Annotated in this window: 12 protein-coding genes and 1 pseudogene; 9 read left to right on the top strand and 4 right to left on the bottom strand. The window is 67.9% G+C overall.

Annotated features, from left to right (window positions below; translation table 11 throughout):
- Positions 1 to 16: 16 nt before the first annotated feature.
- Positions 17 to 3,118: a DUF3427 domain-containing protein gene (locus G6N19_RS06010; protein ID WP_193465970.1), complete on the top strand. Its 3,102-nt coding sequence runs from the start codon at positions 17 to 19 to the stop codon at positions 3,116 to 3,118.
- 10 nt (positions 3,119 to 3,128) lie between these two features.
- On the opposite strand, the pseudogene G6N19_RS21145 reads toward G6N19_RS06010, so the two are convergent.
- A pseudogene (locus tag G6N19_RS21145) lies at positions 3,129 to 3,282 on the bottom strand (hypothetical protein); the annotation flags it as partial.
- A gap of 101 nt (positions 3,283 to 3,383) precedes the next feature.
- Positions 3,384 to 4,400 carry a hypothetical protein gene (locus G6N19_RS06005; protein ID WP_193465969.1) on the bottom strand — a complete coding sequence of 339 codons (1,017 nt, stop codon included), beginning with the start codon at positions 4,398 to 4,400 and terminating at the stop codon, positions 3,384 to 3,386.
- Between the two features lie 528 nt (positions 4,401 to 4,928).
- On the opposite strand from G6N19_RS06005, the gene G6N19_RS06000 reads away from it, so the two are divergent.
- Positions 4,929 to 5,909 (top strand): hypothetical protein, encoded by a 981-nt coding sequence (locus tag G6N19_RS06000; protein WP_193465968.1) that lies wholly within the window; start codon positions 4,929 to 4,931, stop codon positions 5,907 to 5,909.
- Positions 5,910 to 5,927: 18 nt separating this feature from the next.
- Here the strand turns inward: G6N19_RS06000 and G6N19_RS05995 are convergent, their stop codons facing one another.
- Positions 5,928 to 6,296, bottom strand: a complete 369-nt coding sequence (locus tag G6N19_RS05995; protein WP_193465967.1) for a hypothetical protein — start codon at positions 6,294 to 6,296, stop codon at positions 5,928 to 5,930.
- 124 nt (positions 6,297 to 6,420) lie between these two features.
- Complete coding sequence (locus tag G6N19_RS05990; protein ID WP_193465966.1) at positions 6,421 to 8,430, bottom strand: SEC-C domain-containing protein; 2,010 nt, start codon at positions 8,428 to 8,430, stop codon at positions 6,421 to 6,423.
- 95 nt (positions 8,431 to 8,525) lie between these two features.
- On the opposite strand from G6N19_RS05990, the gene G6N19_RS05985 reads away from it, so the two are divergent.
- The 7 genes from G6N19_RS05985 to G6N19_RS05960 all read left to right on the top strand — a co-directional run bounded on the left by G6N19_RS05985 (position 8,526) and on the right by G6N19_RS05960 (position 15,998).
- A complete protein-coding gene (locus tag G6N19_RS05985) occupies positions 8,526 to 9,506 on the top strand; it encodes a metallophosphoesterase (protein WP_193465965.1) in 981 nt (326 codons plus the stop codon).
- Positions 9,507 to 9,547: 41 nt separating this feature from the next.
- The gene (locus G6N19_RS05980; protein WP_232062533.1) at positions 9,548 to 10,834 is read left to right on the top strand and encodes a cytochrome P450; all 1,287 of its coding nucleotides are present in this window, start codon (positions 9,548 to 9,550) and stop codon (positions 10,832 to 10,834) included.
- Between the two features lie 113 nt (positions 10,835 to 10,947).
- Complete coding sequence (locus G6N19_RS21535; RefSeq protein ID WP_013827576.1) at positions 10,948 to 11,082, top strand: hypothetical protein; 135 nt, start codon at positions 10,948 to 10,950, stop codon at positions 11,080 to 11,082.
- Positions 11,083 to 11,133: 51 nt separating this feature from the next.
- Positions 11,134 to 12,777 carry an NERD domain-containing protein gene (locus G6N19_RS05975; RefSeq protein WP_193465964.1) on the top strand — a complete coding sequence of 548 codons (1,644 nt, stop codon included), beginning with the start codon at positions 11,134 to 11,136 and terminating at the stop codon, positions 12,775 to 12,777.
- A gap of 257 nt (positions 12,778 to 13,034) precedes the next feature.
- Positions 13,035 to 13,514, top strand: coding sequence for a nuclear transport factor 2 family protein (locus G6N19_RS05970; RefSeq protein ID WP_013827579.1), 480 nt, complete (start codon positions 13,035 to 13,037; stop codon positions 13,512 to 13,514).
- Positions 13,511 to 14,338 carry an SDR family NAD(P)-dependent oxidoreductase gene (locus G6N19_RS05965; protein WP_193465963.1) on the top strand — a complete coding sequence of 276 codons (828 nt, stop codon included), beginning with the start codon at positions 13,511 to 13,513 and terminating at the stop codon, positions 14,336 to 14,338. Before G6N19_RS05970 ends, G6N19_RS05965 begins: the two co-directional genes overlap by 4 nt.
- Positions 14,339 to 14,399: 61 nt before the next feature.
- A complete protein-coding gene (locus tag G6N19_RS05960; RefSeq protein WP_193465962.1) occupies positions 14,400 to 15,998 on the top strand; it encodes a peptide chain release factor 3 in 1,599 nt (532 codons plus the stop codon).
- Positions 15,999 to 16,001: the final 3 nt, after the last annotated feature.

Below are 16,001 nucleotides of genomic sequence, written 5' to 3'. Positions count from 1 at the left end.
GGCTACCCTGCCGGCCATGGACCCCGGCGTCTACGAATCCCTACTCACCGAGCACCTGCACACCCAGCTGGCCCGTCACGCCGACCTGCGCCCCGACTTCGCTACGGTCGATGACGCCGAGCAGGCGCTGACGATCACCCGCTACTTGGCGCCGATCATCGAGCGGTCGTTGCGCTCGGCCCGCACCGTCGAAGACCGCGTCGACTTGACCCACCGCATCCTGGAGTTGCTACCGGATACCGTCACCGACGGCGCCGCCCTGCGCACGGACGACCCTGGCAAGATCACCCGCCTCGACGAGGTGCGTCGCGCTAAGGCCCTGGCCGACAACAGACTCCCTCGCCCGGCCACCCCGTTCTCGGATGCCGCGCTGATGACCAATGGCCGTGGTGAGCCGACCTTGGCGGCCGAGCTGCGCGCCGAGCTGGCCAGCGCGGATCGGGTGGATCTGCTGTGCGCGTTCGTCAAATGGCAGGGCCTGCGGCTGTTCGAAAAGGAACTCACCGAGCTGCGTGAACGCGACATTCCGTTGCGGGTCATCACCACCACCTACCTGGGCGCTACCGACGCCCGTGCGCTGGATGCCCTGGTGAACGAGTTCGGCGCCGAGGTGCGGGTCAACTACGACACCACCATCACCCGCCTGCACGCCAAGGCGTGGCTGCTGCGCCGCAATACCGGCTTTCACACCGCTTACGTCGGCTCCAGCAACCTGTCGCACGCTGCCCTGGTCGACGGCCTGGAATGGAACGTGCGGCTGTCGGCGATCGGCACGCCGCACCTGCTGGAGAAATTCCGGGCGACGTTCGATTCCTACTGGGAAAACCGTGATTTCGAGCCGTATCGCCCCGACCAGGACGGTGAACGGCTCCGCCAAGCCCTGCAGAACGCATCCGGGGAGCGCCAACGTGACTCACTGGCCGTCACTTTGTCCGGTCTGGAGGTACGTCCCAAACCGTTTCAAGCCGAGATGCTGGAACAACTCGACGCCGAACGCACCTTGCATGATCGGCACCGCAACCTGATCGTCGCCGCCACCGGCACCGGCAAGACCGTGATGGCCGCCCTGGACTACCGCCGGCTGGCCCGCGAGGTCCATGGCCGCGACTTGACCTTGCTGTTTGTCGCGCACCGCAAGGAGATCCTCGGCCAAGCTCAGCGCATGTACCGGGAGGTCGTCACCGACGCCACCTTCGGTGAACTGCTCGTCGACGGCCAGCAGCCGACCAAGTGGCGACACGTGTTCGCCAGCATCCAATCGCTGTCGGCGAACCGGCTGGCCGACATCGCCCCCGACCACTTCGACGTCGTCGTAGTCGACGAGTTCCACCACGCCGAAGCCGCCTCCTATCGCCGACTGCTCGGCCATGTACAACCGATTGAGTTGCTTGGGCTCACCGCCACCCCCGAACGCGCCGACGGTGTCGACGTGCGGGCGTTCTTCGAGGGCCGTATCGCTGCCGAACTGCGACTATGGGAAGCCCTGGAACAGAGCCTGCTGTGTCCGTTTCATTACTTCGGCATCCACGACGACACCGACCTCGAAGCGGTGCAGTGGAAGCGTGGCGGGTACGACCTGGCTGCCCTCAGCGGGATCTACACCGGAAACGACGCCCGCACCCGCATCGTGCTCAAACAACTGCGCGACAAAGTCGGTGACGTTGCGGCCATGCGCGCGTTGGGATTCTGCGTCAGCGTCGACCACGCCCGCTACATGGCCGACAGCTTCAACGACGCGGGCATTCCTGCGCTGGCGGTCTCAGCCGAGACGCCCGCCGACGAGCGTCGCTCCGCCCTGGCGGCGCTGCGCAACCGCGACATCAACATCATCTTCGCCGTCGACCTGTTCAACGAGGGCCTGGATATTCCCGAGGTCGACACCGTGCTGTTCTTGCGGCCCACTGAAAGTGCCACCGTCTTTCTGCAACAGCTCGGGCGCGGGCTGCGGCTCACCCATGGCAAGACCGTGCTGACCGCACTGGACTTTGTCGGCCACCAGCGCCGCGAGTTCCGCTTCGACCAACGCTTCCGGGCGCTGACCGGAACCGGCGGCAAAGCACTGCAGCGCCAAGTGGAGCAGGGTTTTCCGTTCCTGCCGTCGGGCAGTCAGATCGTGCTCGACCGCGTCGCGCAGAAACTGGTGCTCGACAACATCAAACAGCAAGTGGCGCCGCGCTGGGCGGCACTGGTCTCCGAAGTGCGAGCCCCCCCCGGTGACCGGCTGGCCGGCTACCTCGACGCTTACGGTCGCGAGCTTCCCGACATCCTGAAGAACAACCGGTCCTGGACCACACTGTGTCGCGAGACCGGCAAACAGGCCGCTGCTCCCGGCCCCCGCGAAACCGATCTGGTCAAACGCGTCCGCGCCCTGGCCCACGCCGACGACCGGCTGCGCTGGCAGACGTATCGGACCATCCTCGATGGAAGCGCCGACCTGGCCAGTCCCGCCGAACGTCGGCTGGCCGCGATGCTGTTCTATTCGCTGTTCCCCAACGGCGGCGGATTCCCTGATGTTGCAGCTGGACTCGACGCCTTAGGTGGCGAGCCCGTGAGCGACGAGATGCGCCAGGTGATCGATATCGCCTTCGACGCCGCCCGCCGCAGAACCTACGATTTGGGCCGCTTCGTCCCGTCCTTGGCAGAGGTTCCGTTACAGGTGCACGCCACCTACTCGCGTGAAGAGATCCTCGCTGCGCTGGACTACGCCGCCCAGAACCGCACTCCGAGCACCATGCGCGAAGGAGTCGTGTGGCGCCCCGACCTCAACACCGACGCATTCCTGATCACGCTGAAGAAATCCGAGACCGACTACTCACCGACCACCATGTACCGCGACTTCGCGCTCAGCGACCGGCTGTTCCATTGGGAGTCGCAATCCACCACTTCGGAGAACTCGCCGACCGGGCAGCGCTACATCCACCACCGCGAAAACGGTTCGCACATCCTGCTGTTCGTGCGCGCCGCCAAAACCAATGCACTCGGTGCCGCGCCGTATGTGTTTCTGGGCCCGGCCGACTACGTCTCGCATGAGGGGGAGAAGCCGATGGCGATCACCTGGCGACTGCACCAGCCGATGCCGGCGGAGGTATTCCAGGCGTCGAGTGTGGCGGTGGCGTAGTGGGAAGGGGTCAGCCCTTCCCAAACCGCTGGTAGGGAGCCTGGCGGCTGGTGCCGAGCGCAGCGCCGATCGCGTCCCACGTGTCGCCGGCTGCCCGGGCAGCCGGCGACGGCAGCGCGCAGGCCGGCCTCGGCGGTGTCTACTGCCTCGACCACCGTGATGAGTCCTCCACGGTCTGCTCATCTTTCACTTTCGCCATGGTGATCTGGCGGAGATTCGCAGCTGGGCGTCGGTGATCTTCATCGTGGACTCCAGCGGAGCAGATTCAGGCCCATCGCTGCGCGATCGCTTGCATCGACGGGTCCACGCCGCCGTAGCTGACGAGCCGGACATCCAGACCGGCCCGCTCCACAATCCGCAGGGCCCGCTCGATGGCGGCGTCGATCCATTCAGCGGCGTTACCGAATGCACCACCCCCGACTCGCGTGAGTAGCACCGTGCTCGAGCCGCCCGCGGTGGCCTGCTCGGCCGCGGACAGCAGCGTTGCCTCGTAGGCGGCCTCCAGCACCAGCTGGGCGAACGGCCCCCACTGCGCGCTCGGGATGCGGCTGTAGGCCACCGGCAGCGCCGAGCAGTATGCCTGCGAGACCGAGCGACGGGGATCGCCTGTCGCGTCGGTGACTTCAACGTTGCGGTGCAGTCCGATCGCCAACTCGCCGCGCAAAGCATCGCGCTGATCAACGCCGGCCTGATCCAGCAGAGCAGCGATGGCGCGCAGGCCCTCGACGGTGCACAGCGCGTAGCCGTTGCGCATCTCCCACAGCTCGGTCACCGGCCGCGACAGCAACTCGGACAGTGCGACGCCGACATCAGCCAGCGTGTCGAGCTGCCGGTCCCGCGCCTGGCCGATCTCGTCGCCGACCGGCACCAGATAGTTGCGGTAGATGGTGCCGGCGCCGGCGGCGACCGCACACGCCGGGCCCTGGGTGGGATCGTCGATGTACCGCGTCACGCCCTGCTCGGGGGTGACATGCTGGGAAACCATCTCTAGCAGATTGAACTGCGAGGCAACCTGAAACAGTGCGTCGGCAAACTCCGGATCCGCGTGCAGCGCGCGGGAATCACCGACCAGGCAGCGGACAGTGCTGCGACCGGCGTCACCCATTCTTACCCGCTCTCGTAGGTCGGCCAACGTCGGTAGCGACAGCTCGCCGATGCCATACCGTTTGCCGTTGACGGAGGAGACGAGCTCGTCACCGTCGACGGACAGTCGGGCCTGGGTGGACTCGTAATCGCCTTCGGCGAAACCGGTCAGGCTCGCAAACCAGTCGCGGGAGGTCATCCTCAAATATTCGCACCTCGCAACTGATTCGGTATCCGCCTTCGACCGCGCCACGTCGGCCGACCAGTGTGGCAGCCGCTTGGCCGTGCGGTACTGCGGTAACGGTCCCGGCCAGCTCCTCGATGAGCAGCTGGCCAGCGCCGTCGTCGACGACGAACTGTCACTGGCCGCGGCCGGCAAGAACGCCGGTCATCGGCGGCTTCGGCGCTTTCATAGCCGAGCAACGCGAAGGCGAGGGCCGTTGCACCGCGACGTTGGCCCAGTTCGACATCGAATGGAGGTCGCCTACCGCGGTATCGACCTTGAGCAGGTGCCGCCGCTGACGCTGCAGCCGCGTGGTAGCACCGACACCGGCACCGAAATCCCTACATGCCGCTGAACGTGGCGAGGCAGATGTGGCGGGCCGAGGCCAGGTATTCCCGCGACTCCGCCTCCTAGCACGACATAACGTGCGTTGTCGCGCGAAGCCGGGCAACAACGACATATGTCCGACGCCCGGTGTCACACCCCACTCGTAGCGTGCCTGTCATGAACGCGTTGGTAACCCGCGCCCGCACGGCACTGCGGTCCGGCGCCGGACCCGTCGCCGCCTCGGTGTTCGTCGTCGGGCTGGCCGGATCGACCGGGTGGGCCATCACCGTCGCCGTCCTGGCCGCGCTGGCCTTCGCCGGCTACGTCGCGGCGCCGTGGCTCGAGGAGCAACGGGGCACCGCCGCGCGGCGCCGCGAGGCGATCCGGGAACGCGCCGACCGGCAGCACCGCTGGGCGCTGCGCGGCGACAACAGAGGCTTCTACGGCGCCGAAGGCGCGGAGTTGATGCGCCGCATCGCCGACGAACCGGACCCGGGCGAGATCGGCGACCCGGCCGACGTTGCCGCCGTGGCCTACACGGCCGACGGTCTGACCACGCTGCTGGCCGAACGGCCGGCCTGCTGGCGCTACGCTGTCTTCGTCTCGGTGCTGGTGCAGCGGTACGCGGTGTTACAACCGCGGCTACGCGACCAGCAGCTCGGCTACGCCCCACCCAAAGACGCCCGCAGGTACAGCGGATTTGCGCTGGGGCAGTATCTGTTTGGTCTCCTCGAGCAGATGTCGGCGCTGCTGAGCCAGATCGAGGACCTGATGCTCAGCCCGGCCTTCCGGCGGATGTTCGGAGACCCCACCGACGAGCGCAGCGCCGATGCCGACGCCATCATGCACGCGGCGCACCGGCTGATGGACCTACACGAGCGGCTGCTGGAGTTGGCCGAAAGCTGCCGCAGCACAAATACCCCGGTGGAGTACGCCGACGTCGTGCGCGACTGCGCCCGCGTCTTCGACGTTCCGCTGGAGGGCTACCGCAGGTTCATCGACGAGTTCGTGGGCCGCGTCGCCGAACTGCGCGACGTGCTGCCCTATGCGCGCGGCACCATCGAGATGGACCCGGTCCTGCTGGAGATGGATGACAACGACGAACTTCTCGACAAGGCGTTCGCGGCAATCAGCAGGCTGGTACCCGGTGCTCGGTGAGCGCCCGCACGTAGCGTCTCAGGCCGGGGCTGCGCCGCCTTGCCTGTCGATGACCTGCTGGATCAGCTCGGCGATGTGCTGTTGCCCTGCGGCGGTCAGGTCGAACTTGGTCCGCATCTCGGCGAAGCCGGTGGCCACGTCGCTGAAGCCGCCGGTCAGCTCCTGCCTCATATCGAGCATGTCTTCGCGCAGCGCGTTGAAACTGGTATTTGTGGCCTGACGGAAGTCCCGGAGTTCGTCGCCAAGCTCCCCGACGTCGCGATCAGCCCCGCCGGCCAGCACGCGCGCTGCCGCCGCGTCCTGCTCGCTGGCCCGGACCCGGTCGCGCAGCTCGCGCACCTGCTCCTCGAGCGCGGCGACCCGCGGCTCCAGACCCTCGTCCTGCATGCTCGCAGCGTACGCCAGTGGCCCAAGCCGGCAAGTCACCCGCGGGGACGTCGGGCACCACCGTCGTCGGCGTGGCGAATTCCCGAACAGCGGCCACATCGACCCTGATGGCCCGGGCCGCAGGTCAGTCGGCCCGGGCTGTCCCCAACGGATCCCCGTACTCGTCGTCCAGCTCCGACGGTGCGAGCCATCGGCTCAGAAAGCCGACCAGCTCCATCGGATCGGGCTCGTCGTCAAGCAGCGCGAGCAGCTCGTCGCGCTCCTGCGGCGCCACCGGGTCGATCCCGCCGAAGAACGCAAAACCGTCGCCGGTCGGCAGCGCCCGTGAGCAGATCAGCTGCCCGGACTGCAGCGCGCGGCGCCGCTCGGTGACGTCGAAAACCTCGTCGGTGCGTACGTCGCGCACGGTGACGCCGTGGCCGGGCCGGACCTGCTCGACCTCGAACACCGAGCGCGGCACCCCCAGCCACTGCTCGGCCAGCTGCCGTTCGTCGTCGGGCAGTAATTCACCACGCAGCTCGAGGAATTCGGCGAACGCCCCGCCCTCGAACAGCATGGTGTCGATCGCCAGCGGGTCGGTCTTGGCGGCCGCCACCAGATCATCGACCTCATCCTCGAAGTAGCGGATGCGCTCGTAGCCCGCCAGCATCAACAACTCGCCCCACTCGCCACCGAGCACCTGCTGGTGTGCCTTGGCGTAGAGCCAGCGCACCCGCTCGGTCAGCGACAGCTGCTCATTGCCCAGGTGGCACTTCTTGTACTTGCGGCCCGACCCGCACCAGCACGGCTCGTTGCGGCCGACGTCAGTGCGCGGCTGTGCCCGGTGCTGTTCCAGCAGACGCACCAGCGGGTGATCCGATCCGACGCCGGCGCGCCGTAGCAGACCCAAACCCGCCTCGGCGTCGCCGCGGTCGGAGGCGATCCGGGCCTGGCTCAGTAACGCCAGTGGCCAGTCCGGGTCCGATGATTCGGCGGCCGACAGCTCGCGTGCGCACCCGGCGACGTCGCCGAGCCCCTCACACGCCATCGCCTGCAGCCAGTGGGTCGCCACCCGCGCCGAGCGCGGCACCTTGGGCTGCAGCGACTCGGCGAGGATGCCCAGCGCCGCGGCACCCCGCCGGCCCTCATGGGTCGCTTCTTCCATCAAGGACAGCGCCAGCACCGGATTCGCCAGCGCTGCACCTAATTCGCCGAGAATGTCCGCGTACGGTCCGTCTGCGGGCCAGGCGTCGGTGGGCGCGTCGGCGGCCCCCTCCTCGTCGTCCTCGGCGTCGGGTGCCATGTCGAAAATTCGGGCCATCTGACCATGAATCTCGACCAGCGTGGTCAGCACGAAGGCATCGTCGTCATCCAGGCCGTACTCGTCGGCCAGCCGTGCGCACTTGCGCTCGAAGCGCCACCGATCGAAGTCGAATCCGGCCGGAGCCAGCCAGTCACCGCTGCGGGCCAGCCCATGCGCGTCGGCGATCTCACCCAGCGGGGCCAGGGGGGTGTTGAACAGTGCGGGGTCGACCGCGCAGGTCGCCCACACCACGGCGGCGAAACGTGACGGAGACTCGTCCACGTCGACCAAGGCAGCCAGCCGATCGCCCAGCGTCGGGTCCGTGGTTGCGGTGACCGGCTCCAGTGCGATTCCCTTGTCGGTCAACCGCATTCCGAGAAGATCACCGGCGGCCAACCCCAAGCCGGCCAGTGTGCCCGGTGCCAGCAGTAGGGCGCCGGGCTCGTCGACGAGCTCGAGCGGGATGCCGCGTTCCTCCAACAGTTCGTCGTCGTAACGGGGCAGCACCAGGGATACCGGTGAGCCGTCGGCAAGCTCGGGATAGTCGTCGTCGCACAGTTCGGTGATCGGATCCAGATCCGGGCTGACCGCCAGCAAGTCGTGAGTGAGCTCCTCGGCGGTGAGCCGGTGGGTGAAGACCCGCCCGGCCAGCACCGCCGGCAACCACACCCACCGGCCATCGGGCAGCGGGCGGGCCGGGCAGCTGAACTCATCGAGCAACTCGTCGATGACGGTGTCCGGGTCGGCGATCCCGGCCTCGTGCAGCCGGTCGGCGATGTCGTCCTGGGACGCCGGGCCGTGCTCGGTCAGGATCGCCGCAAGGGTTGGCGCCGCGTCGGAGGGATCGGTCACGGTTGACACCTTAGGGTCGGCGGGTCCGCGGCGCAGCGTTCTCGATGTCAGTCCCCACTGAAACAATCAGAACTACCAGGAGATAGGAGGCCCGGATGGCAGAGGCCACGGTGCGCGGTTACGACATCATCGGTGACGTCCACGGCTGCGCCGACCGACTGGAGGCGTTGCTGCGCAAGCTCGGCTACGAAACCACCGGTGGCACAGGGGAATATCATCGCCCGGATCGGCAAGTGGTGTTCGTTGGCGATCTCATCGACCGCGGTCCGGAGCAACTGCGGGTGCTGGAAGTGGCCAAGAGCATGGTCGACGCGGGCAGCGCCCAGATCGTCATGGGCAACCACGAATTCAACGCGCTGGGCTACCACCGCGAACACCCTGCCGGCAGCGGAGAGTACCTGCGCACTCACAGTGCGAAGCACACCGAGCAGCACGAGGCATTCCTGGCGCAGGTGACCGGCGAAGACCGCCGGCGCTACCTGGAATGGTTCGCCACGATGCCGCTGTGGCTGAATCTGGGCGGGCTGCGCGTGGTGCACGCCTGCTGGCACCAGGAGTCGATGGCGGCGGTGGAAAAGCACTGCGGGTCCAGCGCTCCCTTTGCCGATGTGGATCATCTGGCGGCGGCACACGACAAGGCGCATGAGCTTTACGACGCGATCGAGATCCTGCTCAAGGGCCCCGAGATCAGCCTGGTCGAGCACGGCCAGCCCGCCTACCGCGACGTGGGCGGGCACCGCCGGGAGCGGGCCCGGATGCGCTGGTGGGACAGCGGCGCGGTAACCCTGCGCGATGTGGCGGTAATGAGCAGCAGCTTCACCACCGAGACCGGCGAACCCTATCCGGCGCTGCCGGAACTGGTGTTGGCGAACGGCACCCAGTCGTGCGTCTACACCGACAGCGTCCCGGTGTTCTACGGCCACTACTGGCGACAAGGTTTGCCCGAATCCGGCGAGGACTTCACCGAGCGCACCGCGTGCGTGGACTTCAGTGCCGTCGACGGCGGGGCGATGACCGCCTACCGCTGGTCGGGGGAGCGCACGATCCGGCCGGAGAACTACGTGCAGATGCGATGAGTCGGCGATGGCGCCGGCGGAAAACCTCTACCCTCGGCGCCATGCCTCACCCCGTGCGCTACCGACCCGGCGACGCGCTGGCCGCGCTGCATCGCCGCCGCGGCCCGATGGTCGACGCCGGGGTCGGCCGCTACGGCTACGTCTATCTGTTCGGCGCCGAGGCCAACAAGTTCGTCTTCGCCAACTCCGACGCCTTCAACTGGTGGGATGCCTTCCAGGTGCTGGTGCCCGTCGACGGCCCCACCGCCTTGATCGTCAGTGACGGGGCCGATCACCGGCGCCGCCGCAGCCTGGTCCAGCCGGCGTTTCATCACCGCCACCTCGGCAACTACCTGCAGGTCATGGCGGCCAACGCCGACGCCGTCATCGACACCTGGCGGCCCGGCTCCACGATCGACATCGTCGCGCAGCTGCGCTCGGCGATCCGGCGCAGCGCCATCGAAGCACTGTTCGGCCAGTCGATGGCCGGCCACGCCGACTTCCTGGGTGAACAGTTGCAGCCGCTGATGGACCTCACTCAGCGGCTGCCCCAGGTGCTCAAGGCCGAAGCCCGGTTGAAGACGCCCGCCTGGCGGCGCGCGATGGCCGCCCGAGCCCGCGTCGACGAGCTGATCTACGCCGAGATTGCCCGCGCCCGAACCCATCCCAGCGCCGACGACAACGTGCTGGCCACCTTGATCGGCGGGCGCACCGAAGTCGGCGAGTCGTTGCGTGACGACGAGATCCGCGACCAGATCGTCTCGTTGATCGCCGCCGGTTACGAAACGACCAGTGCGGCAATGGGATGGGCGGTCTATGCGCTGCTGAGCACCCCGGGGGTGTGGCAGACTGCCGCCGCCGAGGTCGGCGACGTCACCGACGGCCGCACCCCGGAGGCCGCCGACCTGAAGAACCTGACCTACCTCAACGGCGTCGTGCACGAGACGCTGCGGCTCTATCCGCCGGCGGTGATCTCCGCGCGCAAGGTCACCCGCGAGCTGTCGTTTCACGGACGGCGCATCCACGCCGGCCGCACCCTGGTGTTCAGCCCGTACGTCACCCACCGGCTGCCCGAGCTGTGGGTCGATCCGCTGCGCTTCGAGCCGCGCCGCTGGGACCCCTCCTTCCCGGCGTATCGCCGGGCGGCCCCGTATGAGTTCCTGCCGTTCGGCGGTGGAACGCATCGCTGCATCGGGTCGAGTTTCGCCACCGCCGAGCTGACGGTGATGGCGGCCCGGATCCTGGCCAGGACCTCGCTGAGCCTGCCTGACCAGCGCATACGCGCCGGCGGCTATGCGGCGCTGCAGCCCCGGGGCGGCCTGATGGTGCAGGTCAACGGCCTGCGCTGAAGCGCACAGCCTGTCCGCGGCGTGGGATGGGGCTGGCATTTCGCTTAGAGGTATGATGTGGTGTAGACCACGTTAGTAAATAAGATGTGATGGACACCACAGGAGCTGCTGCCATGACCGCTTTCTTGAGCGCCTTGGGTATCACCGCGGCCACCGCAACCATCGGCGCCAGCATGATGGGCCAGACGACGGTGGCGTTGTGCGTCGGTTTGGTGTCGTCGGCGTTCTTCGCCGGCCGGTTCTGCTGATTCCCGCCGGGAGCCGACACTGCCACCGATAGACGTGGCAGTCTTCTCCGCGTGCCAATCTCCCTGCCCGAGCATCCGCGCTTCGCCAGCCCCTCCGAGCGCCACGTCTACCAAGCGCTGATCGAGCAACTTCAAGACGGTGACGTCGTGGTGGCCGGCCAGCGCGTCACCGACCACCTCAAGGATCACGAGATCGATTTCGTCGTGGCGATCGAGGGCGCCGGCATCATCTGCATCGAGGTCAAAGGCGGCGAGGTCTGGCACGACGGCTCCGGGTGGCGCCAGCTGCGCGGTGGCAAGGAATGCCGTATCCATCCGGTGCGCCAGGCCCGCGATGCCTGTTATGCGCTGCGCGACTACATCGAGCACGACCCGCGCATGACGCAGGACCGGCTGCGTTGGGATCACGTCGTGGCGTTGCCGCACACCGAGCTGCCGACCGACTTCGAACTCCCGGACTGCCCGCGCTGGAAGGTGATCGACCGCAATGACCTGCCGCAACTGGTGTCTCGGCTGCGCCACGTGCTGATCCGCCAGGAGCTGGACCGGCCGCTGCTGACCGCCGAAGGCATCGAGCAGTTCCGCACCGCGCTCGGCGGGCGGGGGTTGCCGCAGCGTGATGTCGTCGCCCGAGCGTTGGCCAACGACAGTGCCGCCGACGCTCTCACCGAACAGCAGGCCGTGATCCTGGAGGCTATCCGGCTGCTCAACCGGGTACAGGTGCGCGGCAGTGCCGGCAGCGGGAAGACCTACCTGGCCGTGGAACAGGCGCGCCGGCTGTCGGCTGATGGGAAACGTGTTGCACTGCTGTGCTACTCGCACGGCTTGGCGTCCTACCTCAAGCGGCTCACCGGGTCCTGGAGGCGCCGCCAGCAGCCGGCCTACGTCGGTGAGTTTCACTCGCTGGGCGTGGTGTGGGGCGCCCCGGACGGCCCGGCGGACCCGGCGGAAGAGGTGACGTTCTGGGAGGAGCAGCTGCCGCAGCAGATGCTCGCGCTGGCGGAGAACCTCGACGACGGGCAACGGTTCGACGCGATCGTGGTCGACGAGGCGCAGGACTTCGCCGACGCCTGGTGGGATCCGCTGCTGGCGTCACTGCGTGACGATGAGGAGGGCGGGCTGTTCGTGTTCAGCGACGAAGGCCAGCGGATTTTCGACCGGCAGGGCACTCCACCGGTGCCGCTGGTCTCGCTGGTGTTGGATCGCAACCTGCGCAACACCCGCCAGATCGCCGCGACGTTTCGGCCGCTGGTTGATCACCCGATCCGGTTCCTGGGCGCCGACGGTCCGGAGGTGCGGTTCGTGCCATGCCGCAAGGAGACCGCCGTCGAGACCGGCGACGACGAAGTCGAGCAACTGCTCGACGACGGCTGGCGTGCCGAGGACGTGGCACTGCTGACCACCGGCAGTCGCCACCCCGAACAGGTTGCCCGCCAGGGGCAGGGCGACCAGGCCTACTGGGACAGCTTCTGGGACGCCGATCAGGTCTTCTACGGGCATGTACGGGGTTTCAAGGGATTGGAACGCCGTGCCGTCGTGCTCGTCGTCGACGCCAGCGGGCCGGTCGAACTGGCCCGCGAACGCCTCTACGTCGGGTTGTCCCGGGCCCGCGACCAGCTGGTGGTCTGCGGTGATCCGGACTTCATCGCCGAGGTGGGCGGACCGGATTTGGCGCGCAAGCTGGGGATCGGGTAGCGGTCACTCCAGGCATCCCCGAGTAATCGGTGCCCTGGGGCACCACCGGAATGTCGTGTGTCCAGGTCGGCATCAGCGGGCCGTCGTAGTACGGGTTGGGCATGTCGCGGCAGGTGTCGAACGCCGCGCACGGCGGCGGCGACTGAGCCTCGGCGACCGCCGGGACAGCCAGGCCCAGCCCGAACACTGCCAGCGAGCAGCGTAGGTATCTCATGCCGCCACCGTGGCACGGGGTACCGACAACTATCGTCGAGACGATGACCGTCGAACAGCGACTGGAAGCCCTCGAACAGATCGAGGCGATCAAGGCCCTCAAACACCGTTACTTCCGCGCCTGCGACGCCAAGGACCCCGACACCTTCCGCGCCTGCTTCATCGCTGAGGGCGCCGACCTCGACTACGGCCCGCTGGGCGGTTTCACCGACGCCGATCAGATGGCCGAGGTATTCCGCCGCATCGCGCTGCACACCGTCGACGGCAAACACGTCATCTTCGACATGCACCACGGGATGCACCCGGATATCACCATCACCGGGCCCGGCCGGGCAACCGGACGCTGGACGCTGAAGTTCCGCCAGCTCAACCTGATCGAGCGCACCGAGCGGCTGCTCACCGGCGAGTACGACGACGCCTACGTCATCGAGAACGGGAACTGGAAGATGTCACGCAGCCACTTCCGCCAGCTGTGGTCACTGGTGCGCCCCCTCGGTGACGCCGTGGTGGAGGCCGCCAGATGAGCGACGCAGGCATCGCCCTGGTCACCGGCGCCAGCCGCAGCGTCGGCAAGGGCGTCGCGCTGGCCCTGGGCTCGCGGGGCTGGACGGTCTATGTCACCGCCCGCAGGGAGGGCCCGCTGGCGGAGACCGCCGCCGGTGTCACCGAGCGCGGCGGGCACGGCATCGCGGTGCAGTGCGACCACCGCGATGACGCCCAGATCGCCGCGCTGTTCGACCGTATCGCCGACGAGCAGCACGGCCGGCTGGACCTGCTGGTCAACAACGTGTGGGCGGCACCCGAGGGATTCGCCGGGTTCACCGAGAAGTTCTGGCAGCGCCCGCTTTCGGACTGGGACACCCTGATCGGGGTCGGGCTGCGCGCCCACTACGTCGCCTCGGTGCACGCCGGGCAGCTCATGGTGGCGCGCGGATCGGGCCTGATCGCCAACATCTCCTCGTTCGGCACCCGCGGGCACCTGCACTCGGTGCTCTACGGCATGTCCAAAGCCGGACTGGACAAGATGGCCGCCGATATGGCGGTGGAGCTCACCGGGACCGGCGTGAGCGCGGTGTCGCTGTGGCCGGGCCTGGTGAAGAACGAAGTCATGCAAGGCTTCATCGACCGCGGCCTGGACAACTTTCAGGGCTTCGGCCTGGCCAACGCCGAAACGCCGGAGTTCATCGGCCGAGTGGTCGCCGCCTTGGCGGGTGATCCCGACATCGCCGTCCGCAGCGGCCACACCCTGATCACCGCCGAGACCGCACTGGACTACGGCATCACCGACGTCGACGGCAACCAGCCCGACTCGCACCGGGAACTGTTCGGCGGCGGGCCGCTGTACTGACCGGCGTCAGCCGTGCCCGATTATTGATCTGCCTGCCACCGGCCATACACTTTCTGCCGCCATGACCGACAACGCCGTGCACTCCGAAGCCAGCCGCCGCAGAACCTTCGCCGTCATCAGCCACCCCGACGCCGGCAAATCCACCCTGACCGAGGCGCTGGTGCTGCACGCCAAGGCCATCACCGAAGCCGGCGCGGTACACGGCAAATCCGGCCGCCGCGCCACCGTGTCGGACTGGATGGAGATGGAGAAGGCCCGCGGCATCTCCATCACGTCGACCGCCCTGCAGTTCGGGTACCGCACCGCACGGGGACAGGACTGCGTCATCAACCTGCTCGACACCCCCGGCCACGCCGACTTCTCCGAAGACACCTACCGGGTGCTGACCGCCGTCGACTCCGCGGTCATGCTCATCGACGCCGCGAAAGGCCTTGAGCCACAAACTCTCAAACTGTTCCAGGTGTGCCGTCACCGCCGGATCCCGATCATCACCGTGATCAACAAGTGGGACCGCCCCGGCCGGCACGCCCTGGAACTGATGGACGAGATCGCGACCCGGATCGGGCTGCGCCCCACCCCGTTGACCTGGCCGGTCGGCATCGCCGGAGACTTCCAGGGGGTGCTCGACCGCCGGTCCGGGAACTTCATCCGGTTCACCCGGACCGCCGGTGGCGCCACCGCAGCACCCGAGGAACACATCACCGCCGAGGACGCGCACGGCGCGGCCGGTGTCGACTGGGACACCGCGGTCGAGGAATGCGAGCTGCTGAGCGCCGACGGTTCCGACTTCGACCGCGAGGCGTTCCTGGACTGCACGGCATCACCGGTGCTGTTCACCTCGGCGGCGCTGAACTTCGGGGTGAATCAGCTGCTCGACGTGCTCACCGAGCTGGCGCCGCCGCCCGGCGGAGCGCTCGATGTGGACGGCAACCGGCGGGCCACCGACGCGCCGTTCAGCGCCTTCGTCTTCAAGGTGCAGGCCGGCATGGACTCCGCACACCGCGATCGCATCGCCTTCGCGCGGGTGTACTCGGGAACCTTCGAACGCGGCGACGTCCTCACCCACGCCGTGACCGGCAAACCGTTTGTGACCAAGTACGCCCAGTCGGTGTTCGGCCAGCAGCGTGCCACCCTGGACACCGCCTGGCCCGGCGACGTGATCGGGCTGGCCAACGCCGCGGCCCTGCGCCCGGGCGACACGCTGTATTGCGATGTGCCCGTACAGTACCCGCCGATACCGAGCTTCTCACCCGAGCATTTCGCGGTGGCCCGCAACGCCGACCCCAGCAAGCACAAGCAGTTCCGTCGCGGCATCGAGCAGCTGGACCAGGAGGGCGTCGTTCAGGTGCTGCGCTCCGATCGCCGGGGCGACCAGGCGCCGGTGCTCGCCGCGGTCGGCCCGATGCAGTTCGAGGTGGCGGCACACCGGATGGCCACCGAGATCGGTGCGCCGATCATGCTGGAGTCGCTGGCCTACCAGGTCGCGCGGATCGTAGACCCCGGCGACGTCGACTTCGTCGACAGGCAGTCGCTGACGGAGGTCATGACCCGCACCGACGGGGTGCACCTGGCGTTGTTCTCCAATAGCTGGCGACTGCAAGGATTCCAACGCGACAACCCCGATATACAGCTGCGGTCCTTGGTGGCGGCCGAAGGGTAGCGC

Source organism: Mycobacterium novum, from assembly GCF_010726505.1.
In the GTDB taxonomy this organism is placed as follows: Bacteria; Actinomycetota; Actinomycetes; order Mycobacteriales; family Mycobacteriaceae; genus Mycobacterium; species Mycobacterium algericum.
The sequence above is the reverse complement of the archived record's forward strand: the minus strand, read 5'-3'. Positions and strand labels throughout refer to the sequence as shown.

Coding starts and splice junctions, on each gene's coding strand:
- G6N19_RS06010 (WP_193465970.1), top strand. CDS start 17: ATGGACCCCGGCGTCTACGAATCCCTACTCACCGAGCACCTGCACACC.
- G6N19_RS06005 (WP_193465969.1), bottom strand. CDS start 4,400: ATGACCTCCCGCGACTGGTTTGCGAGCCTGACCGGTTTCGCCGAAGGC.
- G6N19_RS06000 (WP_193465968.1), top strand. CDS start 4,929: ATGAACGCGTTGGTAACCCGCGCCCGCACGGCACTGCGGTCCGGCGCC.
- G6N19_RS05995 (WP_193465967.1), bottom strand. CDS start 6,296: ATGCAGGACGAGGGTCTGGAGCCGCGGGTCGCCGCGCTCGAGGAGCAG.
- G6N19_RS05985 (WP_193465965.1), top strand. CDS start 8,526: ATGGCAGAGGCCACGGTGCGCGGTTACGACATCATCGGTGACGTCCAC.
- G6N19_RS05980 (WP_232062533.1), top strand. CDS start 9,548: ATGCCTCACCCCGTGCGCTACCGACCCGGCGACGCGCTGGCCGCGCTG.
- G6N19_RS21535 (WP_013827576.1), top strand. CDS start 10,948: ATGACCGCTTTCTTGAGCGCCTTGGGTATCACCGCGGCCACCGCAACC.
- G6N19_RS05970 (WP_013827579.1), top strand. CDS start 13,035: ATGACCGTCGAACAGCGACTGGAAGCCCTCGAACAGATCGAGGCGATC.
- G6N19_RS05965 (WP_193465963.1), top strand. CDS start 13,511: ATGAGCGACGCAGGCATCGCCCTGGTCACCGGCGCCAGCCGCAGCGTC.
- G6N19_RS05960 (WP_193465962.1), top strand. CDS start 14,400: ATGACCGACAACGCCGTGCACTCCGAAGCCAGCCGCCGCAGAACCTTC.